The following is a 20,741-nucleotide window of genomic DNA, read 5'->3' as shown; positions in this document are numbered from 1 at the left end:
ACATATTGGGATAGGAGAATGTAAAATGGGAAAAGCACTAATCATCGGCGCCGGCGGCGTTGCTTCCGTGGCAGTACACAAATGCGTTCAAAACAGCGAAGTTTTTGAGGAAATCTGCATCGCGAGTCGTACAAAATCCAAATGTGATGAACTCAAAGCCAAGCTGGACGGCGGAAAAACAAAAATTACGACAGCACAAGTAGATGCTGACAATGTTGACGAACTGATTGCTCTGATCAACGAAGTTAAACCGGATATCGTAATGAACTTGGCTTTGCCGTATCAAGATCTGACAATCATGGATGCTTGCCTTGCAACCAAAACAAATTACATGGATACTGCGAACTATGAGCCACATGATACAGCGAAGTTCGAATACAGCTGGCAGTGGGATTACAAAGAGCGCTTTGAAAAAGCAGGCATTACTGCATTGCTCGGTAGTGGATTTGACCCAGGCGTGACAGGCGTATTCTCCGCTTATGCCCTGAAGCATTACTTTGACGAAATTGAGTACATCGACATTCTCGACTGCAATGGCGGCGACCACGGATATCCGTTCGCAACCAACTTCAACCCTGAGATCAACATTCGCGAAGTTTCTGCGAACGGAAGATACTGGGAAAATGGTGAATGGATCGAAACGAAACCGATGGAAATCAAACGTGTCTACGACTTCAAAGAAGTTGGCGAGAAAGACATGTACCTGTTGTACCATGAGGAATTGGAATCTTTGGCGAAAAACATGCCAGGTCTGAAACGTATCCGTTTCTTCATGACATTTGGTCAAAGCTACCTGACTCACTTGAAAGCACTTGAAAATGTAGGCATGACTTCAATTGAGCCTATTGAATATGAAGGTAAACAAATTATTCCACTGCAATTCCTGAAAGCAGTACTGCCTGATCCAGCATCTCTTGGACCACGTACTGTAGGTAAAACAAACATCGGTTGTATTTTCAAAGGTAAAAAAGATGGTCAAGACAAAACATATTATGTATACAATATCTGTGATCACCAAGAGTGCTACAAAGAAGTGGGTTCCCAAGCGATCTCTTACACAACAGGCGTTCCAGCTATGATTGGTGCGGCAATGGTCATGACAGGCAAATGGAACAAACCAGGCGTATTCAATGTAGAAGAGTTCAACCCGGATCCATTCATGGAAGAGTTGAACAAATGGGGCCTCCCATGGGTAGAAGACTTCAACCCGGTACTCGTTGATGAGCTGCCAGAAGAAGTTAAAGAATCGGAGCTTGTTCGTTAAAATGCGGTTCGAGCAATTACCGACGCCATGTTTTGTTGTTGACGAGGGCCTTATTGAGAAAAACCTGAAAATCCTGAACGGTGTTATGCAGCGTACAGGTGCCAAAATCGTGCTCGCTCAAAAAGCATTCTCCATGACTGCGATGTATCCGCTGATTGGAGAATACCTGAGCGGTGCAACGGCGAGCGGCTTGTATGAAGCACGCCTGGGCCACGAGGAAATGGGCAAAGAGAATCATGTTTTTGCTCCGGCATACCGCGCAGAAGAGATCGACGAGATTCTCTCCATCTGCGACCATATTATTTTCAATTCATTTTCACAGCTTGCGAAATTCAAGGATAAGGCGCTTCAGGCTGGCCGCAAGGTTGGCTTGCGCGTCAACCCTGAATGTTCTACCCAGGAGGGGCACGAGATATATGATCCGTGTTCTCCAGGTTCCCGTTTTGGCGCGAAGCAAGAAGATTTCCAAGCAGATCTGCTGGAAGGCGTCTCCGGGTTGCACTTCCACACACTGTGTCAGCAAAATTCCGATGATCTGGAGACGACGTTGAACGCAGTTGTCGAGAAATTCGGACAATGGCTGCCGCAAATGGAATGGATCAATTTCGGCGGAGGTCACCATATCACGCGTGAAGATTATGATATTCCAAGACTGGAAGCATGCATCAAGCGTATGCAGAACGACTATGGCCTCGAAGTATATCTGGAGCCGGGAGAAGCAGTCGCGCTGAACGCGGGTTATCTGGTGACATCTGTACTGGATTTCCATAAAAACGGTATGGACATCGCCATTCTGGATACTTCTGCAACGTGTCATATGCCGGATGTGCTGGAAATGCCATATCGCCCGCCGCTGATCGGTTCGGGAGAAGTGGGCGAGAAAGCCCATCTGTATCGTCTTGGTGGACAAACCTGTCTGTCTGGTGACGTGATTGGGGATTATTCATTCGATCAGCCTTTGCAAGAAGGCGATCGTCTGGTATTCGAGGACATGGCCATTTACTCTATGGTGAAAACCAACACGTTCAACGGCATGCCGCTTCCAGCGATTGCTGTTAAAAGAAAAGACGGGGATTGCGAAGTTGTTCGCGAATTCGGATATCAGGATTTCAAAATGAGGCTGGCATAATACTTCATTATATAGTAAGCATTTAATAAAGAATTGAATATAAAGCATTGATTATAAATGCAAAGAAGGGAACCTGGAGACAGGTTCCCTTTTTAACGTTCAATGATGTGTAGCCGATAAGTTAGATAATATTTACCGATAATCAGGCAACTCGGTTTCGATTACGGATTAATTTTGCGGTTTCGATGCTGCCCTTGCAGCGTAAGGGAAGAGGGGTTCGCGCAGTTCAAAATCATACGTTAATCCATCTACAATGCCGACTACGCTCTCACTGTCATACAACTCAAGTAAAAATCCAGCCATTTGTTCCGCCGTATGGAACTTGGGAACTCTGCCCTCATATTGAAACTCGTCTACATTAAAGGAATGCTTCGCAAACTCCGTTTCGGTTGCAGCCGGAGCGAGAACCTTGGCCTGCATCGCTGCGTTCTTGCCTTTTAACTCTTGCGCCAGTCCTTCCGTAAAGGCACTTACATAGAACTTGGTTGCGCAGTAGGTAACTGCATCGGCTACGATTGTATATCCACCACCAGAGGAGATATTAATAATCTGTGTGCCATCGACATCTGCATAATCACGTACATACAGGGAAGAAAGAATCGTAAGAGCTTCTATATTAAGATGAAGCATCTGCTCAATCTTGGGCAGATGTTGTTCGCCAACGGAAGCGAAATTCCCAAATCCGGCGTTGTTAATCCACGTCTCAATGGAATAACCCTGAAGACTTTCATAGAATTCATGCACATTAGCGGCAATCGACAGATCCACTGTACGAATGACAATATCCAGATTAGGATTGATTTCAGCTACTTTTGCTTTTAACTTGTCCAATTCATCGGTTCTGCGTGCTGCCAGGATCATATTTTTGCCACGAGCTGCAAAAGCTAAAGCTGCTTCATATCCAATGCCTGAACTGGCACCAGTAATCACTGTGTATTTCATGGGAATTCCTCCTGGATCTGAATTCATTATTTATTGTGATATGACTACGAGTTGATTATACTGATTAGAGCTTACTCTAAGTCAAGGGTGAAAATAGGAGGGGAAGTTGAACATGCATACCATTGGTGAAGTAGCAGAATTGCTCCATATTAGTGCACATACGTTACGTTATTATGAGAAGGAACAGATTATAACTCCTCTCCGAGATGCGAGTGGAGACAGGCGATACAACGAGTCACATCTGAAATGGCTGCAATTTGTGATCAAATTAAAAGAGACTCAGATGCCCATTGCTACCATTAAGAAGTATGCGTCCTTGTTTCAGGAGGGGGAACATACGGCGGCGGATCGTTTGAAGCTGCTGGAGGAGCATAAAGAGTCGATTCAAAAACAGATGCACATACTTAACACAGCAGATGAGATGCTTGAGCATAAAATTTCGTCGTATCGAACGCTCATCGGACAATGATATAACACACACCAATGACGATCTATTGCCAAAACAGTGATTTTTATTATAGACTGTTTTTTATCGGTTGTTCATCAAGGGGGAAATGGAATGAGTCAAATCAGGAAACAAAAATCAAACAAGCTGAAGATACTCTCCAAAGTATTATTAATTATCATTGGGGGATTTATAACGGCATATGGCCTGGAAGCCATATTGATCCCGAATAATGTCTCAGACGGTGGTGTCACTGGTCTGAGTATCGTCGGTTCACAGCTGTTCGGCTTACCATTAGGAATGCTTATCGGGATTATTAACATCCCATTTGTATGGCTAGGGTATAAGCAAATCGGTAAAAGTTTCGCGTTATATTCGATTATCGGTATTGCTTCACTGGCAATCAGCACCAGTCTGATGCACCATGTACCAACTATCATTGAAGGCGATACCTTGCTCGTTACGGTTGTCGGCGGGATTATCATCGGTTTTGGTATGGGACTTGCATTGCGTAACGGCGGAGCATTGGATGGTATAGATATGTTAGCAGTACTCCTTTCGCGAAAAGTACCTTTTGGAACCAGTGATCTCATCCTGTTCCTTAACATGTTTGTATTTATTGTCGTTTCTACCGTGTTCGGTCTGCAAGGTGCGATCTTGTCAGGACTTGCGTATTTCATTGCTTCCAAAGTAATACATATTGTTGAAGAGGGCTTGAGCGGATCCAAAACGTTTAAAATTATTACGAATCAACCAGAAATCATGGTTGAAACCATTCGTGACCGATTAGGTCGTGGAGCAACGTATACCGATGCATATGGTGGCTACTCTAATGAGCAATTCAAGGAAATCACTTGTGTCATTAACCGGATGGAAGAGAGTAAAATTAAAGATATCATTCATGAAATTGACCCGACTGCTTTTGTAGTTGTATACGATGTAGCTGAAGTAAGAGGCGGCAATTTCAAAAAGAAAGATATTCACTGAGTAACTCATTACTCACTACAAAAAAACGCGCTAGAGAGAGTTACTCTCTAGCGCGTTTTTTATACAGGTTATGTTTGTGTGAGAAGGGAAACCTAATGGCGATTCCAGAGTGCATCAATAAACAAGGCCCAGCATAGACAACACCGATGTCTGATCAGCTTTGGTGATCCGTTCATCATCACTTTTGGGAATATCGATGATTGTTGGATGAGTAATAATTAGTCGTCTATATGAAATATCACTTAGCTTTTTACCTTGTGGATCATGGAAAAAGGCTGATTTTGATCGAAATGCATAAGCCAAGCTTACTTATGGAAAACTTCTGTAGTGCAGATATATTGCATGATTCCATTTTGGGAGGTGACTGTTATGAGCAAACCGGATAATCGCAAGGATAACGTGGATCATTTGCAGAATGCAGTGGTGAACACAATCGAGAACTACCGGGAAGCAGAAGATTATCTTGAGGAATTTGGAGATGAAATCCCGGAACGCGAAAAGACTCAAATCGAGGAAAAAAATGAACGACGCAAACATAGTATTTCCGGCTTTCGTGAAGAAATTAAAGATGAAGCAAAACATCAACAATAAACTCGGAAGTTATTTTTGATTTCAAGGAGGTTAATGGATGCCACAACAGGACCCACAAGAGCTTTTGAAACAAAAACACGAGTTAGATGAGCACAAAAAGCAATTCACCCAGTTCTCCCGAAATGTTTCCGGACATGGAGAGGTAGAAGCAGGGCAGGAATTTAGTAATGATCGGTTAGATGATGATCAGAACCGTATGAAGTCCGTTGAGAACAAACGAGCTTGAGGATTGAATAATTGCAAAGTAAGCTGATCCTTTCATGGATCGGCTTATTTTGCGCAAAGCATTTTGAAGCAGTTTAGGTGGTAGTCAATAGTTGTAAAAGGTCGTATATTATTAGTATGTGGATTGTGGGAGGAACATGGACCACATCGCAAAATGATAAACGATTTTACATAGAAGGACGGGAAAATATGGATTTCAAACCACTTGCTTCATTTATTGACCGCATTACATCCTGGCGCATTCCATGGGCAGAGGTGCTGGTGATGCATCGAAGTGATACCGTTTTCCATTATCGTAATGGATACGCCAATCTGGAAGAGAAAACACCGATCGGCGATGGAGCGATCTTCAATCTATACTCCATGACCAAAATTATGACTTGCGTGGCAGGGCTGCAACTGGTGGAGAGAGGGGAGATGCTGTTAAGCGATCCGTTGTCCGATTATCTGCCAGAATATGCTGATATAATGGTAAAGAAAACGATGGCGAACGGGGAGATTCGACTGGAAAAGGCGACAAGAGCCATTACAGTGCGCGATTTGTTCACTATGACTGCCGGGTTCTCCTATGACGTCGGTTGTCCAAGCATTCAGGAAGCTGTAAAAAGCACCGACGGGACATTATCGACCCGTGATTTCGCGAAAGCGCTTGCGAAGGAACCGCTTCTTTTTGAGCCAGGTACGCATTGGAACTACAGCATGTGCCACGATGTGCTGGGGGCCTTGGTGGAAGTTGTAAGTGGTAAACGCTTTGGCACATATCTGCGTGACGAAATCACCGGACCACTTGGCATGAACGATACAGCGTTCCATCTGAACGAGGAACAGCAGACACGCTTGATTCCGCAGTATGCTTATAATGATGAGCTTGAGAAGGCTGTACGTATGGACGGCAACGGATTTCAAGTAGGTACAGAGCTGGAAAGCGGCGGTGCAGGCTTGCTGTCAACCGTTAGTGACTATGCTCTTTTCTTGAACGCACTTACTGGGCGTGGTACCAGTCCCGAAGGCGTGCGCATTCTGTCACAAGCTTCAGTGGAACTGATGCGGACGGATCATTTGAACGAGATGACTCGTGCGGATTATTCCTGGGATCATATGTATGGATACGGCTATGGACTGGGTGTTCGCACACATATCTCCAAAGCAGGAAGCGGCTCGCTGAGCCCCATTGGTGAATTTGGATGGAGTGGCGCTGCTGGTTGTATGGCTATTATTGATCCGGATTCAGAGCTTACGGTCATGTATGCGCAGCATCTGCTGAACAGTCAGGAGCCGTACGTTCAACGACGTTTACGTAACGTGGTGTACTCCTGCCTGTAAATCATATCGTATTCAAAGTTACTTTAAGAGCCGCTAAATAGCGGCTTTTTTATGTTATATGAGTCGAAATCTATTCATTAGATTGTTATTTCTTTATTAGAAAGGGTATGTTATCATTCTTAGGAAAATAGTACTAGTGGGAGGATGTGCTTATTGAACATGAACTTAAATTAATTACATAGTTTGATCAAGATTACACGCTAGCAAGTACCTGTTTGAATGTTGAGATTGTGCACGATTTAAAATTAGAAAAGAACTGTTAGATTGTTATTTTTTTTACTCAAAGGAGAGTCAACGATGATACACCCTAAACACAATGCAAAATGGGCTTCTCTGGCCTTACTTACCTTAATCGCCTATGTTCTGAGCGCAGTGCTTCTGCTACCACCCAATGCTGCTGCCAAAGGAGAGCAAATCTCCGCCAAACAGCTCGAAAGTATGAGCCGGCTTTCATTTACGCTTCGTGATGCCAAGCAAACGGCTTACACCGTTTATATTTTTGCTTATGATGAACAGAAGAGCACGCTGACCGAAGAAAATGGTTGGACCAACAATAAAAAAGGCGACAAGAGTTATTCAGGCACGTATCGTGCAGCCTTGCTAAAAAAAGGTGCAGCATACGGAACTGTTCAGGCAGCAAAACTGGATCTGGATACGATTATTTTGCCTCAAACCTGGAACTTCGTTGTGAAAAGCAAAGAGGCTAGTACACCAGATATGCTGATGATCACCGATTGGGGAACTTCTAATTTCAATGAGGTGAAAACGTATATTGTTCGTTCCGGGGAATTGCGCCGTGTAACATATGTCGATAATAAGGGTAAAAAAATCGACGATTCCTACTCTGCGATCAGAGATGGTGGAATTCGTACTCTTTCAGGTGCCCGAGTGCAGTTCAAAAATTACAACAACCTTCAATTCGTCTATGGAGTTGATACGTTTAAGCTGAATGTGAACAAATTGGAATTGCGGTTGGAAGATACACGTAACCTCCGTTCAGACGCTTGGCCGAACTCGGGTGTTGGCGATCGCGCTTACCTGAAAAGCCTGAAGGAAGCTGCTTTAAAGGGTGTATTGCCAGGTCGGACGGACATCAAGATTGGCATGACGCTTCAAGCTATGCAAAAAAAGTTGGGGAAACCCAATTCTCGTTCAAACGGTGAATGGGGAGCGTACTATTATTATTCTAAATTCGGCATCGGGTTTGATTCATACATGCACGAGCTTAGCAAGAAATCACGTATTGCGGTTATCCAGCTGTACAATGAAAAGCAGTATCTCTCACCATGGAATGTGAAACGATGGATGGGAAAACCCACCTCGGAATATTATAATGAAGTTGTGGGTGGTTATGAGATGGTATATGAGCTGGGTAAGCACACTATAGTTTTTAATTATTTGGAAGAAGAAGACTTAATTGACTTTACAAATATATATTAAGGTATAACATCGCGAGAACTGAACGTATTCGTATACGAACTTACAAAAAAAGCCGCTAATTAGCGGCTTTTTTTGTTATCCATCGAAGTGGACGGGTAGTCTATTTTATTGGAGTGTTATTAGAGCTTTGCACAGAACGCACACGATTGACTAAGTAAATGCCAACCGACACGAACAGTAATGCGGCCAGATTTTTCAGTTCCAGAATCGTTTCGCCTAAGAATAAAGCCGATAACAATGCGCCAAACACAGGGATTAGGAAGTTGTATACAGACACTCTTCCGACCTTGTTGTACTTGAGAAGCATATTCCATAGACAAAATGCGACGGATGACAGCAAAGCCAGGTAGATTAAGTTACCGGTGGATTCCAGGGTGAAATGGGTGACCCGACCGCCGAGCAATAGACCTAACAGCGTAAGTACCAGTCCCCCAACGAACAGGCTGACCCCTGTTATGATCAGAACATCGATCGTAGCCGTGAGACGTTTTGCGTAAAGGGCTGTAACGGAAAAAACAAGTGCCGCTATAATAACGAAGCCTTCGCCTGTGAATGAAAAGGAAAAAGCAAGCAGATCCGTATGGAAGTTTACGATGATTACACCAACGAATCCAAGCAAGCAACCAACGATTTTATTTCTGCTTAATTTGTCGTTTTTATAGATGAAATGGGCCAGAACAACACTGAAAAAGGTTGTAGTAGCGTTCATAATGGAGCCTTTGACACCCGTTGTATTGGCTACGCCGACGTAGAAAAACATATATTGCAAACCCGTTTGCAATATACCTAGCATGATGAGGCTGGTCCACTGCGGCTTGGATAATTGGAGCTTCTCTTTTCTAACGATACGAGACAGGAGCAAGAGCAGCAAGCCCGCCAGTGTAAACCGGTATCCGGCAAATACATACTTGGAAGCAATATCTTCCGGCAGAATGTTAAACGCGATATATCCAAGTTTGATGGAAGGGTACGCACTTCCCCATAACAAACAACAAAGGCTTGCTATGAGCATGACAAAAATGGGTTCACTGAATTTACTCGGTTTCTCAAGGGTATTTCTCTCTATCACTTTCGATCTTCTCCTCGCATTTCTTGCACATATATATGTACGAATCTAGGCAGTGTCTTATAACTCCGAAAGGAGCAGATTTTGCCGAATTTTCGTTCCAGGCAAGGAACTTTTTCGCAGGCGTACCGGGGTACGTCAAGAGAAAGTGACGCAGCAGGGGGCGAAAAGGCGGTGAAAGATGCCCTTAAGTGAGATTTAAGACACGGTCTTATATCCTCACTGACCATATCACATATCGACACGCGTTGTATCAAAAAAATGAATGAACCGTTCTCCAAAAGGTAAGTTTAGATGAAGAAACGGTCCTTGAGATATCTTTGTTATAAGTTCCTTTCCAACAATATTCCTACTTGTTCTGCCATAATGTGAGGTTGTCGGGGTAACCCATTCGTGAAAAAGGATTCCACTATACCAACGATTGCTGTACCAAAGAACATGAGAATAACATCTTTATTTAGTCCTCTGTTTTTCCCTTCCGATACATTCACCTCATCTTCCAGTTCTTCGATGACCAGAGCGAGGAAGCGGTTGCGGAAAAAAGGGGCTCCTTTACTCAGTAACATAGCCGAAAAGAATGAATAGTGAAATTCAAAATAATCGAACCAAAGTACATTGCTTTCTATAAAATCCAGATCGGATGCTTGCTTACACAATCTCCTAAGTTCATTGATGTGCTCTTCAATTAGCTTATCCAACAAGTCGAATTTGTCCGAATAGTGATGGTATATTGTTCTGCGGCCGACATTTGCATAATCAGAGATGTTTTGCATCGTAATGGTATCAAAAGGTTTCTCGTTCATGAGTTTGATAAAGGCGGATTTGATCGCTTCCTGAGACTTAAGAACTCTTCGATCTAGGGTATGCTTTATACGAATCACCATTCTTTCCAGGGAGTAATCGCACGAATATCGTCACCTTGTGCAATAAGGCACAGATCAGATTCTTTTGATCCTTGCAGACGTAGTACAATTATCTTATATTATACACGAATGTGCGATATCGCACGTAGGTGTGTAATATATTGGAGGTAAATAAAATGGCAAAGCATGAGGAAGTTCAACATGGCGTTATATTCCCGGTAGGAGAAAAAAACGAAGCATTTGCGCAATATTTCATAGGGCAAAGTTATCTCCAATCTTTGGTTGCTGATCCCAAAGTGAACGTGGGTGTTGGTAATGTTACATTTGAACCGGGATGCAGAAATAACTGGCATATCCATCGTGGTGGATTTCAACTGTTGTTAGTTACAGGTGGGGAAGGATGGTATCAGGAAGAAGGCAAACCTGCTCAATTCCTAAAAGCCGGCGATGTTATTGTGACTCATGATGGTGTAAAACACTGGCATGGAGCCGCTAAAGATAGTTGGTTTGAACACATTGCAATCACTGCAGGTACACCAGAGTGGTTAGAACCTGTGACAGATGAAGTGTACGGAAATGCTACAAATAATCGGTGAATAATGTAACTGGATTATGGAAAAAAGGTGACTGAATGCCACATCATCCGGTATGCCTATATGAATTGATGTTGTTAGAAAAGCCCTACCGATTTCGGTAGGGCTTCATCTGCTTACCTGCTATAGCAGAAGGATTAGCAACACAAGCGATAAAATTTCTATAATTGCAATCCTATATATAAGCGCAAAGGTTAACTCAATAATTGTTGTAATGCTTCTTGGACAGAAGTTGGTTTACGACCAAGGAGTATCTCCAAATCGGAATGAGCATTCTCAAGTCCGCCTGCGCGAATCCCTTGTTGAGTCATCACGAGGAGTGCTGCAACGTCCTCTGGTACATTCGCACCTTTTAACATGTCACTGTAGGAAGCATCATCAACAGTTAACAGCGGAATATGGTTACCCGTAACTTCATTAATCGCATCTACGAACTGCTGCTGGGTTAAGTTCTCACCGGATAATTCGTAAGCTTTATTATCGTGACCTTCACCTGTGAGGACGTGTGCTGTTGCTTCAGCCAGATCGGGGCGATACACCCAGCCCACTTTACCTTCACCCGCAGAAGTCACCCAAGGAGCACCGTTCAAACATTGCTGAATCGTTGCTAATTCATTTTCAACATACCAGTTATTACGGACAAAGACGTACGGGATACCAGATTCCTTCATAATCTCCTCACGTACACGGTGAATACCCGCCAAGAAGAAATCGCTCACATCCGCACGTGGGGCACTTGAATATACCATCTGAACAACACCGGTTTCTTTTGCTGCTTCAACAGCATGGGTCTGCTGACGAATAGAAGATTCAACATCCCCGAAGGTTGACACTATAAATACACGATCTATGCCTTGAAATGCTTGAACTAAAGTATCTTTCTTGTCGAAGTCCGTTTCACGAACCTCAATCCCTTGTGCTGTAAACTTCTGTGCTTTCTCTGATTGGGTGTCACGGACCCCTGCAATAATATTTGAAGACGGCATGTTCTCCGCTAAATATTCTATAATCTTTGCTCCCAAATGACCGGATGCACCCGTCACTAAAATTTTCATCTCTGTCTCCTCCAATGTGGACTTGATTAACGGTTAATATCCGTCGCTAATCTCAACTTTCGGCTATACAACACTTGTTGTATAATCAAGTCTATATGGCTAGTGAGTATCGGACAATCAACAAAACCACTGAAAGATCGTATATCCGACATTTCATCTCAAGTGTCGATAAAATAGGAGGGATTAGATGGAGAAAACGTTAGATCCACGGTTTGTAAGAACACGTAAGCTGATCATGGATGCATTCATGTCGTTAGTTATGGATAAAGATTTCAAGAATATAACGATCAAGGATATCACGCAAAAAGCGACCATCAATCGAGCCACTTTTTATTACCATTTCTTTGATAAATATGACCTGATGGAAACGGTTCTACGTGAAGATATCTTGCAGGAAGTTTTGAAAGATGTGACTTCGCATGAAGCATTATCGCCAAAAGTTCTGAATGATATTTTCTTTCGTTTGATCTCATTTCAAAATGAATTGGCTAGTCAGTGTAAACGAAGTTATGAGGCATTTACAGTTAAAATAGAGACAGTTATGAAGGAAGCGATGAGCAAGGCATTTAAGGAACTGCTGAAGCAAGAGTATCCAACATGGTCTGCTGAGAAATTAGAACTGCATAGTATTATGATTAGCTGGAGTCTATATGGTATGTCTATAAAGTTCGTGAAGAATGGTGATCTGCCATCTGAGGATATAATGAAAGATACGTTTAAACTGCTTTTGAATGTAGAACAACATGTGTGAATTAGTAGCACAAAACTTACTCTTCATAACTACACAGGGAAGGTGTGCTTTTTGAGTTGCGTTAGCGCAAGTCAAAGCATGCCTTCCCTAAATTTTTTGCGATAATTCGATGGCGTAACTCCGAAATGACTGGAGAATTGTCGTGAAAAATAGTCTGGTGAATGGAAGCCAACGGCCAGAGCAATCTCAGTAATGGGCCGCAAAGTATGCTTAAGTAATTGTTCAGCTTGCCGCAGGCGATATTTCATTAAAGTTTCCATAATGGAATCACCCACTTGTTCCTTGAACAAATGAGACAAACGGGAGGGAGATAGACATACGCTCTTGCCCAAGTCTTCGATACGAATATAATCCATGTATTGCCGGGATATGATGTTCAGTACGTCCTGAACGCGTGAATCCAGTTCTCTCTTCGATTGATTCTGGCTGGCGACCAACAAGATAATCTCTTCCAATGCGTTTAACGTCAGCTCATCCCTCAGAATCGAATCTTCATATAATCTGTAGGAGATCACTCTGGAAAAAGCCGAATCTATAGCTTTCCGAGAGCTATCATTGTTGATATGGAGTTGAATTATAGGACCATCCGTATTGCTGGAAGGTATCCAATCCATCCAGGTCAAACGCGGCATGAAGTGGGCCCACATTTTTTCCCAAATATACCCTTGCTCGGTGAAGTAATCCTGTGTGGTTCCAGGAGATACGATGGTCAACGTCTCGGCTGCACAGCTCAGGTATCCATTGGCACCATTACATATACTTCCTCTTCCCGATAACGTATATATGATTAGCCAATCCTTGGTGCCCTGTGCACGATAACAAGAGTAACCGTAAGGTTGAATATAATGGTCGGACACCAGAATACCGGGAGGATGCGTGTATTGTTGTTTGGTTTCAAGCATAGCAGGATCGTCTGGTTTGTTAGCCATATCCTCATTCCTTTCACTCCCCTACATATTCTAAAATAATATACGAGAATAACTTAAAATGAAAGCGTTCTACATGTATTGGATAGGAGTGAAGCGCATGCCAGATCAACAGCAGGACAAGAGAATACTTCAACTTACGGGGGAATGGAAATACGTACTGGATTCCCAGGATAACGGCGTATCCGCACAATGGTATAAGTCGTTCGTTACCCAATCAAAGGATCTGGTAACACTCCCTGGTACGCTGACAGTTAACGGAATTGGAGACACCATAGAATGGAGCGATGAACTGAATCGGGAGTCGGTCCGTTCTCTGCGTCAGCGTCACTCATACGTTGGACCAGCATGGTACGAATATGAAACCCACGTGCCTGCTGAATGGATTGGAAAACGGGTTGTCCTGTTTCTTGAACGGATCATGTTTCAATCTACTTTATGGGTGAACGGTCAGCTTGTCGGACAGCAAGATAGCTTGTCGGTCGCTCATGAATATGATGTGAGTAACTTCATTCAACCTGGAAAAACAAATCAGTTCACCCTCAAGATTGATAATCGTGACGTTCAGAATCTGGGCAGTCATTCGAGCGCTTACACAGAAGAAACGCAGACGATCTGGAATGGAGTCATTGGCCGAATGGAGCTGCATGCTTTAGAGCCTTTCTGGGTCAATAATGTACAGATTTTTCCTCAACCTGATCTGAGCTCCGTTGTTGTGAAAGGCACGTATCATAACACAGTTGAGAGCGAAGCACATGCTAATTTGCGAATATCTGCACACATCAAGTACGGCGCGGCGCCTCATGCGAGCAAAGAGATTGAGAAAAGCATACTTGTCTCTGGCGCAACCAGTGAAGACTTTGAGTGGGAATATGAGCTTGGCGAGAATGCTTTGTTATGGGACGAATTCAATCCCAATATCTATGAGCTGAGAATTGAAGCACAAGTAGTGTTGGATGAACGCGAACCGATTCGTATCTCAGAACATAGAACATTCGGGTTGCGATGCTTTCAACGAGAGGGAAGAAATATGCAGATTAATAACAGGCCCATTTTCTTGCGAGGAACTTTGGAGTGCTGTATCTTTCCGCTTACAGGTCATCCTCCGATGGATATTGATTCCTGGCTGAAGCTGTTTCAGGCCGCAAAGGACTACGGATTGAATCACATCCGTTTTCACTCCTGGTGTCCGCCCGAAGCAGCATTCGAAGCAGCCGATCTAATGGGGTTATACTTACAGGTTGAGGCTCCCATGTGGATGGATACATGGAATATGGCTGTGGGAACACATGCGGAGCATTATACCTACTTACCTGAGGAAGCCTGGCGGATCGTACAGGCCTATGGGAATCACCCTTCATTTTGCATCTACAGTAATGGTAATGAATTGAATGGTGACTTTGACCTGTTGCACCGGATGGTAGACAACTTGAAAGCGTTAGATGACAGACGATTATACACGCTTACCACCAACTGGGATCGGCAGCTCGATCCAGCAGATGATCTGTTTATTGCCCAATCGGTAGATGGCATAGGTGTGCGCGGACAATACTTCCCGGAAGAATTAGTCTTGTCCACTCAGCTTGATTTTCGAGATGCAGTAGCTCAACGACCTGTGCCTGTTATTTCTCATGAAGTGGGACAGTATGCTGTCTATCCGGATGTACAAGAGATAGAGAAGTATAGCGGAGCATTGCGTCCGGTTAATCTGGAGGTCATCCATGCAGATCTGAAGAAGAGAGATTTACTAGGTGACCTGCGCTCATTCGTCCATGGCTCGGGGATGTTTGCGCTGCAACTATATCGCGATGAGATCGAAGCTGCCCTGCGCACACCGAATCTTGGAGGGTTTCAGTTGCTGGATCTCCATGATTTCCCTGGTCAGAGCACGGCTACAGTGGGCATTCTTAATGCATTTTGGGAATCCAAGGGCTTGATTGAAGCTCAACGATTCCGAGAGTTCTGTGGGCCAACGGTACTGTTGCTTGGCATGCCCAAACGGATCTATACGAATACAGAGTTGTACGTAGCAGATATCAACATTGCCCATTTTGGAGTAAAGGAACTTCGACGGTCCTCCATCCAGTGGAAAATTGCAGATGGGCAGGGCCGCACGCTTGATCAAGGTTCTCTGCTTACAGATCCGATCCCCTTTGGATCAGGTCAACCATTAGGTCGCTTGGTTTCAGATGTGCCACATCGAATACAGAAAAGCGACAGATTGACGATATCTTTGGAACTGGAGGGTAGCGAAGTCAGAAATGAATGGTCGTTCTGGGTGTACAAAAGCATCGATAACACTCAGGAAATTCCTGCGGGAATGATGGTGAAACGAACGCTGGACGAAGAAATGGAGCAGACCCTTGCAGGGGGAGAGAACGTCCTATTTCTGGCCAAAGATGCTGACTTAAAAAATACGACTCCTGGGAAGTTTTATCCGTTTTTTTGGAGTCCGGCCCATTTTGCAACTGAAGCCCCATGCGGCATTATTATTGATTCTGACCATTCGGCCTTGAGCGACTTTCCCACCAGGGAATACGCGGAATATCCATGGAAGGACCTGTTGGATGGATCTGTATCCATTGTGGTAAACGATGATATTGCCTTTAACCCGATTGTTCAGGTCATTCCCAACTTCGCTCACAACCGAAAACTGATGAATCTTGCGGAATATACCATTGGAAAAGGTAAGCTGATGATCTGCGGAATCGATATCGAGCATGATATGAACAGTCGACCTGTCGCAGCGCAGCTTCGCAAAAGCTTAATCGACTACATGTCCTCAGATTCTTTTGTTCCCAAAGTATCGATGGAAATTCAGGATCTCCGCCGATTGCTGAAAAAGAATGACTCGGCTGCAGTGACAGGAAGTGATCATTCCATTTTGGAATATGAGCTCGCCGGCGGGAAGTTAGCATCAAGTGACAGCGTGAGCGAGGGCAGGGATGCCATGAACGGGAATGACGGTATCGATGAGACCTACTGGCAGGCACAAGACGATCTTCCAGGCCACTGGTGGCAGGTGGATTTGTTGCAGGAACGTTCTATCACCGGAACCAAAGTGAGATTTCACGAGCAAGGTAACTTCCGATATGTGATTCAGGTTTCCAGCGATGCACTTGAATGGCGAGTGGTCTCGAACCAGACTGGACAGACCTTAACGGAACATACGCGTACGGACCGCTTTGAAGCAAACGGAAGGTATGTGAGGATCGTATACAATGGTTTACCGAAGGGAGTTAGAGCGGGACACCGTGCATTCGAAGTGTACGGCAGGTAGTTAAACCGAGGAAAATAGAGCAGATAAAGGGAGTACATGCGTAGCAATAGTTAAAAGTATTTTTGAGAATAGCTGATGAAATACAACATGGATCCAAGAAGAAAGAACGTCACCTCAAAGGACGTTCTTTTTCTTGGAGGCATACATTTTAGTTGATAACTTGGTTTCTTTTTAAAAGACTCCATAATTGTTCCGCTACCTCTTCCGATGACTGAGGCATATCATTCATAATCCACCATTCGATGATACCTACGAAGGCAGACGCCATAAACTGAGTGATAAATTCTTTATCATAGCGGCTATTGTCACCATCCATATTGATGTTCATCCGAATGTGTGTTGTCACGAGTTCCAACATCTGTTCACGAAACGCAGGAATTCCTTTGTTAGAGAGCATTGAAGCGTAAAAACGATGATTTTCTTCAAAGTAACGGACCACAGGCAGAAATGAGGATTGAATTAAGTCAATCGTTTCACCATTTGCATTCGTTGTCGTCGTTGCGGATATCATTCTGTTCAGGTTTTCTTCAATGCACTTATTTAACAGATCATACTTATCACTGTAATGAAAGTATACAGTTCCCCGATTGATGTTAGCTCCATCTGCAATCTCATTGATTGTAATGTCCTCAAAATCTTTCTCGGCGATAAGAGATAGAAAGGATTGAAAGATAGCTTGCTTCGTTTTTACTACTCTCCGATCCATTTTCGTGTTCATGTGATACCCTCCATCCATACATATCTAACACTTTGCTCTTGAACGTTGGATATCGAACAAAAAGCGCCAGATTAACGATTGTAGTTATGCTTGTACTCCCTATAATAGTCATTAAGCCATACTTATTCAACAAATGTTGGATTACAAATATTGTGGCTTAGTATATACATCAAGGAGGACAATTTTATGTCACTGGAAATTTTACAAGCAAAATCCGATTTGAGAGGTTTGGTAGACTCATATGCTACGTTAACCGATGCCAAAAGAGTTGCGGATCAAATGCTTTTATTTACGCGGGATACACGATTCAATGTATACTTTGGTGATCAACTGATGTCCGAAGTAATAGGAACCAAGCAGCTGGAAGAAGAGTTTAACGGTCATGTGGCAGCAGTGAAACGCTATTTCACCACAAACGCACAGCATGTCGTTAACGTGGAAGGTGATACTGCAACAGGGGTAGTATTTTCTCAAATTAAAATGGTCAGGGACGAAGAGGGAAGGGAAGTTCTTACGGATTATAGTGTTCAATATCATGATGTTTATGTCCGTCAGGACGGAAAGTGGTTGATACAAGAGCGTACCTCGCACTATATCATCATCGAAGTAAGGTCACTGTAGGAAAATGATTTTCTAGAATGAATGGTTAAAGAAATGACGAGGGCGTTATCTGACGATCTCGTCATTTTCTATGTTTGACAGCATGAAATTTTGAGACGTCTAATAGGCATTAAAGCTTGGATATGCCTGTATTTCAGTACATTTGGCAATAGACTTGGAGAAATTTCCAGAATGAAAACGCTTGTCAAACTGAAAAGAATATGATAATTTAAGTCTGTAACCGGTTACACATAGAGGAGAGCATCTTATGACAACAATAAAAGACGTAGCTCAGCTGGCTGGCGTATCTGTAGCCACCGTATCAAGGGTCATTAACGATAGAGGTTATGTTCATGCGGACACACGCAAGAAAGTGGAAGATGCTGTGAAGGCGCTTAACTTTTCACCGAATGAAGTGGCCCGCTCATTATATAAGCGCAAGTCCAAACTGATTGGCCTATTGCTCCCGGATATCGCAAACCCATACTTTCCGCAGTTAGCTCGCGGCGTAGAGGATCGAATGCAGGAGCAGGATTACAGATTAATATTCGGAAATAGTGATGAGGATGAACGGAAGGAGCAGGATTACATCCAGACGTTTATCCAGAATAACGTGGTCGGTGTAATCTCTTCAACGAACTACCCTCATTCTCCAATATATGAAAACCTGAAGATTCCCGTGGTATTTCTGGACAGAACTTCACTGGATCGTCCATCCGTGTACGCGGATGGCAGGGAAGGTGGAAGACTAGCTGCAAGGGAGATCATCAACCGCGGTAGTCGCCGCATTACGGTTATGCAAGGACCATCACAGATCAGACCAGCTCAGGATCGATTTGAAGGATCGATTGAAATCATCCGTGAAGCCGGGCTAGACTACCGGGTAATCCAGACGACCTCATTTTCAATTAACGAGGCAAGTAAATGGGCTGAAGAATTATTTAGGAAGTATGCTGACACAGACGGGGTCATTGCCAGCAATGACATCGCAGCCATGGCAGTACTGCACGAGGCATCACGAATCGGAAGGAAGGTTCCTGATGACGTCCAAGTGATTGGTTTCGATGATATTCCGATGAGCAGCCTGTTATCGCCGGCATTGTCCACCATCCATCAGCCAGCATACGAGATGGGAAGAGAAGCGGCGGGATTACTTATCCAGCTTGTGGAACAAGCTTCAATAGAGAACAAAAACATACAGTTGCCCGTAAGTTTCATCGAACGGGGCACTACGAGAAAGGTGAGATCAGATGGCTAAAATATGTGTAATAGGAAGCAGTTCAATGGATCTGGTTGTTACTTCGTCAAGACGGCCGGGGGCGGGTGAAACCGTTCTTGGCGACAGCTTCAAAACGGTCCCTGGCGGTAAGGGAGCCAATCAGGCTGTTGCTGCTGCACGACTGGGTGGCGAGGTTACGATGATCGGCCGGGTAGGCGACGATGCCTTTGGCAAAGATATTTTAGAGAACTTTAGAGCAAATGCTGTAAATACGCAAAATGTGAAACCGGTTACACATTTAGAAAGTGGAACGGCTCATATCATTCTGGCAGAAGGTGATAATAGTATCGTAGTGGTTGAAGCGGCGAATCGGGAAGTCACTCCTGCATATGTCGATGAAGCAGCTGAAGTGATCCGCGATGCAGATATCGTATTAATTCAGCAGGAAATTCCGGAGGAAACGGTTATTCATGTGAGTGCATTGTGTGCAGAATTCGGAACACCGCTGCTGCTTAATCCCGCTCCGGCGAGAACATTGCCGCAAGAAGTGATCGACAACGCCGCATATATCACGCCGAACGAGCATGAAGCCGAGATTTTGTTTCAGAGCATGAGTCCGGCACAGGCATTGCGTCAATATCCGAACAAGTTATTCATTACGGAGGGCAGTAAAGGTGTACGTTACTTTGATGGTACAGAAGAAATTCTAGTCCCAACTTATAAAGTGGAGGCTGTCGATACTACTGGGGCAGGGGATACGTTCAACGCCGCATTTGCAGTCGCTTTGGCTGAAGGCAAACCGCTGCAAGAGAGTATACGCTTCGCCAATCGGGCTGCATCTTTGTCGGTGACCAAGTTCGGAGCACAGGGCGGCATGCCAACGCGTGATGAAGTAGAGGTGAGCTTGTAATGAAAAAAAATGGCATACTGAATAGTCACATTTCCAAGATTTTGTCTGATCTGGGTCACACGGACATGATTGCGATTGCGGATGCGGGTCTACCCGTACCAGACGGCGTGCTCAAAATCGATCTGGCCCTCAAACTGGGCACGCCAAGTTTCCGCGAAGTTGTGGAGTTGATTGCTGAAGATATGGTCATTGAGAAAGTCATTGTGGCAGAAGAAATTCATGAAGGAAATCCCGTAGCCATGCAATTCATTACGGAGAGATTCGGTGGAGAAGCAATCGATGCTTCCATCAACCACGAACAATTTAAAGTATTAACCCGGCAGGTGAAGGCGGTTATTCGCACTGGCGAAGCCACACCCTATGCCAATTGCATTTTACAATCGGGAGTCCATTTCGGTTAAAAGGAGGTTGCAT

The 20,741-nt window shown here is 44.0% G+C and carries 21 protein-coding genes; 15 read left to right on the top strand and 6 right to left on the bottom strand.

Annotated elements, in window-relative coordinates; all coding sequences use genetic code 11:
* Positions 1–25 precede the first annotated feature (25 nt).
* Positions 26–1,264, top strand: coding sequence for a saccharopine dehydrogenase family protein (locus tag FS628_RS00195; protein WP_145317360.1), 1,239 nt, complete (start codon positions 26–28; stop codon positions 1,262–1,264).
* Position 1,265: 1 nt separating this feature from the next.
* Positions 1,266–2,393 carry a carboxynorspermidine decarboxylase gene (gene nspC / locus FS628_RS00190; RefSeq protein ID WP_145317357.1) on the top strand — a complete coding sequence of 376 codons (1,128 nt, stop codon included), beginning with the start codon at positions 1,266–1,268 and terminating at the stop codon, positions 2,391–2,393.
* 168 nt (positions 2,394–2,561) lie between these two features.
* Here nspC and FS628_RS00185 read toward each other — a convergent pair whose 3' ends face one another.
* Positions 2,562–3,335 (bottom strand): SDR family NAD(P)-dependent oxidoreductase, encoded by a 774-nt coding sequence (locus FS628_RS00185; protein ID WP_145317354.1) that lies wholly within the window; start codon positions 3,333–3,335, stop codon positions 2,562–2,564.
* A gap of 112 nt (positions 3,336–3,447) precedes the next feature.
* Here FS628_RS00185 and FS628_RS00180 point away from each other — a divergent pair, with 112 nt between their 5' ends.
* From FS628_RS00180 to FS628_RS00155, 6 genes are all read left to right on the top strand, one after another.
* Positions 3,448–3,804, top strand: a complete 357-nt coding sequence (locus FS628_RS00180; protein WP_145317351.1) for a MerR family transcriptional regulator — start codon at positions 3,448–3,450, stop codon at positions 3,802–3,804.
* Positions 3,805–3,894: 90 nt separating this feature from the next.
* Complete coding sequence (locus tag FS628_RS00175; protein WP_145317348.1) at positions 3,895–4,767, top strand: YitT family protein; 873 nt, start codon at positions 3,895–3,897, stop codon at positions 4,765–4,767.
* A 369-nt stretch (positions 4,768–5,136) separates the two neighbouring features.
* Positions 5,137–5,358, top strand: coding sequence for a small acid-soluble spore protein Tlp (gene tlp / locus FS628_RS00170; RefSeq protein WP_145317345.1), 222 nt, complete (start codon positions 5,137–5,139; stop codon positions 5,356–5,358).
* 37 nt (positions 5,359–5,395) lie between these two features.
* The gene (locus FS628_RS00165) at positions 5,396–5,584 is read left to right on the top strand and encodes a hypothetical protein (RefSeq protein ID WP_145317342.1); all 189 of its coding nucleotides are present in this window, start codon (positions 5,396–5,398) and stop codon (positions 5,582–5,584) included.
* A 188-nt stretch (positions 5,585–5,772) separates the two neighbouring features.
* Positions 5,773–6,906, top strand: a complete 1,134-nt coding sequence (locus tag FS628_RS00160) for a serine hydrolase domain-containing protein (RefSeq protein WP_145317339.1) — start codon at positions 5,773–5,775, stop codon at positions 6,904–6,906.
* A 297-nt stretch (positions 6,907–7,203) separates the two neighbouring features.
* Positions 7,204–8,346, top strand: coding sequence for a DUF4309 domain-containing protein (locus tag FS628_RS00155; protein ID WP_145317336.1), 1,143 nt, complete (start codon positions 7,204–7,206; stop codon positions 8,344–8,346).
* A 100-nt stretch (positions 8,347–8,446) separates the two neighbouring features.
* On the opposite strand, the gene FS628_RS00150 is transcribed toward FS628_RS00155, so the two are convergent.
* Positions 8,447–9,415, bottom strand: a complete 969-nt coding sequence (locus FS628_RS00150; protein ID WP_145317334.1) for a DMT family transporter — start codon at positions 9,413–9,415, stop codon at positions 8,447–8,449.
* A gap of 320 nt (positions 9,416–9,735) precedes the next feature.
* On the bottom strand, positions 9,736–10,215 hold the full coding sequence (locus tag FS628_RS00145; RefSeq protein WP_260870882.1) for a TetR/AcrR family transcriptional regulator: 480 nt from the start codon (positions 10,213–10,215) through the stop codon (positions 9,736–9,738).
* Between the two features lie 236 nt (positions 10,216–10,451).
* Between FS628_RS00145 and FS628_RS00140 the strand changes: the two genes are divergently transcribed.
* On the top strand, positions 10,452–10,871 hold the full coding sequence (locus tag FS628_RS00140; RefSeq protein WP_145317328.1) for a cupin domain-containing protein: 420 nt from the start codon (positions 10,452–10,454) through the stop codon (positions 10,869–10,871).
* Between the two features lie 191 nt (positions 10,872–11,062).
* On the opposite strand, the gene FS628_RS00135 is transcribed toward FS628_RS00140, so the two are convergent.
* The gene (locus FS628_RS00135) at positions 11,063–11,923 is read right to left on the bottom strand and encodes an SDR family oxidoreductase (RefSeq protein ID WP_145317325.1); all 861 of its coding nucleotides are present in this window, start codon (positions 11,921–11,923) and stop codon (positions 11,063–11,065) included.
* 187 nt (positions 11,924–12,110) lie between these two features.
* Here FS628_RS00135 and FS628_RS00130 point away from each other — a divergent pair, with 187 nt between their 5' ends.
* Entirely contained in the window at positions 12,111–12,674 is a 564-nt protein-coding gene (locus FS628_RS00130; protein ID WP_145317322.1) for a TetR/AcrR family transcriptional regulator, read from the top strand.
* Between the two features lie 71 nt (positions 12,675–12,745).
* Here the strand turns inward: FS628_RS00130 and FS628_RS00125 are convergent, their stop codons facing one another.
* Positions 12,746–13,603 (bottom strand): helix-turn-helix domain-containing protein, encoded by an 858-nt coding sequence (locus tag FS628_RS00125; RefSeq protein ID WP_145317319.1) that lies wholly within the window; start codon positions 13,601–13,603, stop codon positions 12,746–12,748.
* Positions 13,604–13,700: 97 nt separating this feature from the next.
* Here FS628_RS00125 and FS628_RS00120 point away from each other — a divergent pair, with 97 nt between their 5' ends.
* The gene (locus FS628_RS00120; protein ID WP_145317317.1) at positions 13,701–16,880 is read left to right on the top strand and encodes a sugar-binding domain-containing protein; all 3,180 of its coding nucleotides are present in this window, start codon (positions 13,701–13,703) and stop codon (positions 16,878–16,880) included.
* 148 nt (positions 16,881–17,028) lie between these two features.
* Here the strand turns inward: FS628_RS00120 and FS628_RS00115 are convergent, their stop codons facing one another.
* Positions 17,029–17,598 carry a TetR/AcrR family transcriptional regulator gene (locus FS628_RS00115; protein WP_145317314.1) on the bottom strand — a complete coding sequence of 190 codons (570 nt, stop codon included), beginning with the start codon at positions 17,596–17,598 and terminating at the stop codon, positions 17,029–17,031.
* 186 nt (positions 17,599–17,784) lie between these two features.
* Between FS628_RS00115 and FS628_RS00110 the strand changes: the two genes are divergently transcribed.
* The 4 genes from FS628_RS00110 to rbsD all read left to right on the top strand — a co-directional run bounded on the left by FS628_RS00110 (position 17,785) and on the right by rbsD (position 20,728).
* Positions 17,785–18,219, top strand: a complete 435-nt coding sequence (locus tag FS628_RS00110) for a nuclear transport factor 2 family protein (RefSeq protein ID WP_145317311.1) — start codon at positions 17,785–17,787, stop codon at positions 18,217–18,219.
* Positions 18,220–18,466: 247 nt separating this feature from the next.
* Positions 18,467–19,456 (top strand): LacI family DNA-binding transcriptional regulator, encoded by a 990-nt coding sequence (locus tag FS628_RS00105; RefSeq protein ID WP_145317309.1) that lies wholly within the window; start codon positions 18,467–18,469, stop codon positions 19,454–19,456.
* Positions 19,449–20,327 carry a ribokinase gene (gene rbsK, locus FS628_RS00100; RefSeq protein WP_145317306.1) on the top strand — a complete coding sequence of 293 codons (879 nt, stop codon included), beginning with the start codon at positions 19,449–19,451 and terminating at the stop codon, positions 20,325–20,327. Before FS628_RS00105 ends, rbsK begins: the two co-directional genes overlap by 8 nt.
* The gene (rbsD, locus tag FS628_RS00095; protein ID WP_145317303.1) at positions 20,327–20,728 is read left to right on the top strand and encodes a D-ribose pyranase; all 402 of its coding nucleotides are present in this window, start codon (positions 20,327–20,329) and stop codon (positions 20,726–20,728) included. Before rbsK ends, rbsD begins: the two co-directional genes overlap by 1 nt.
* Positions 20,729–20,741: the final 13 nt, after the last annotated feature.

This window comes from Paenibacillus xylanexedens, assembly GCF_007676705.1.
GTDB classification, from domain to species: Bacteria; Bacillota; Bacilli; order Paenibacillales; family Paenibacillaceae; genus Paenibacillus; species Paenibacillus xylanexedens_C.
This window is presented reverse-complemented; position numbering and strand designations above follow the sequence as displayed.

Bases quoted from the DNA above. Each gene is read 5' to 3' on its own strand.
- FS628_RS00145 (WP_260870882.1), bottom strand. From the start codon at position 10,215: ATGAACGAGAAACCTTTTGATACCATTACGATGCAAAACATCTCTGAT.
- FS628_RS00135 (WP_145317325.1), bottom strand. From the start codon at position 11,923: ATGAAAATTTTAGTGACGGGTGCATCCGGTCATTTGGGAGCAAAGATT.
- FS628_RS00160 (WP_145317339.1), top strand. From the start codon at position 5,773: ATGGATTTCAAACCACTTGCTTCATTTATTGACCGCATTACATCCTGG.
- rbsD (WP_145317303.1), top strand. From the start codon at position 20,327: ATGAAAAAAAATGGCATACTGAATAGTCACATTTCCAAGATTTTGTCT.
- nspC (WP_145317357.1), top strand. From the start codon at position 1,266: ATGCGGTTCGAGCAATTACCGACGCCATGTTTTGTTGTTGACGAGGGC.
- FS628_RS00155 (WP_145317336.1), top strand. From the start codon at position 7,204: ATGATACACCCTAAACACAATGCAAAATGGGCTTCTCTGGCCTTACTT.
- FS628_RS00105 (WP_145317309.1), top strand. From the start codon at position 18,467: ATGACAACAATAAAAGACGTAGCTCAGCTGGCTGGCGTATCTGTAGCC.
- FS628_RS00120 (WP_145317317.1), top strand. From the start codon at position 13,701: ATGCCAGATCAACAGCAGGACAAGAGAATACTTCAACTTACGGGGGAA.
- FS628_RS00125 (WP_145317319.1), bottom strand. From the start codon at position 13,603: ATGGCTAACAAACCAGACGATCCTGCTATGCTTGAAACCAAACAACAA.
- FS628_RS00140 (WP_145317328.1), top strand. From the start codon at position 10,452: ATGGCAAAGCATGAGGAAGTTCAACATGGCGTTATATTCCCGGTAGGA.
- FS628_RS00175 (WP_145317348.1), top strand. From the start codon at position 3,895: ATGAGTCAAATCAGGAAACAAAAATCAAACAAGCTGAAGATACTCTCC.
- FS628_RS00130 (WP_145317322.1), top strand. From the start codon at position 12,111: ATGGAGAAAACGTTAGATCCACGGTTTGTAAGAACACGTAAGCTGATC.
- tlp (WP_145317345.1), top strand. From the start codon at position 5,137: ATGAGCAAACCGGATAATCGCAAGGATAACGTGGATCATTTGCAGAAT.
- FS628_RS00165 (WP_145317342.1), top strand. From the start codon at position 5,396: ATGCCACAACAGGACCCACAAGAGCTTTTGAAACAAAAACACGAGTTA.
- rbsK (WP_145317306.1), top strand. From the start codon at position 19,449: ATGGCTAAAATATGTGTAATAGGAAGCAGTTCAATGGATCTGGTTGTT.
- FS628_RS00110 (WP_145317311.1), top strand. From the start codon at position 17,785: ATGTCACTGGAAATTTTACAAGCAAAATCCGATTTGAGAGGTTTGGTA.
- FS628_RS00115 (WP_145317314.1), bottom strand. From the start codon at position 17,598: ATGAACACGAAAATGGATCGGAGAGTAGTAAAAACGAAGCAAGCTATC.
- FS628_RS00195 (WP_145317360.1), top strand. From the start codon at position 26: ATGGGAAAAGCACTAATCATCGGCGCCGGCGGCGTTGCTTCCGTGGCA.
- FS628_RS00185 (WP_145317354.1), bottom strand. From the start codon at position 3,335: ATGAAATACACAGTGATTACTGGTGCCAGTTCAGGCATTGGATATGAA.
- FS628_RS00180 (WP_145317351.1), top strand. From the start codon at position 3,448: ATGCATACCATTGGTGAAGTAGCAGAATTGCTCCATATTAGTGCACAT.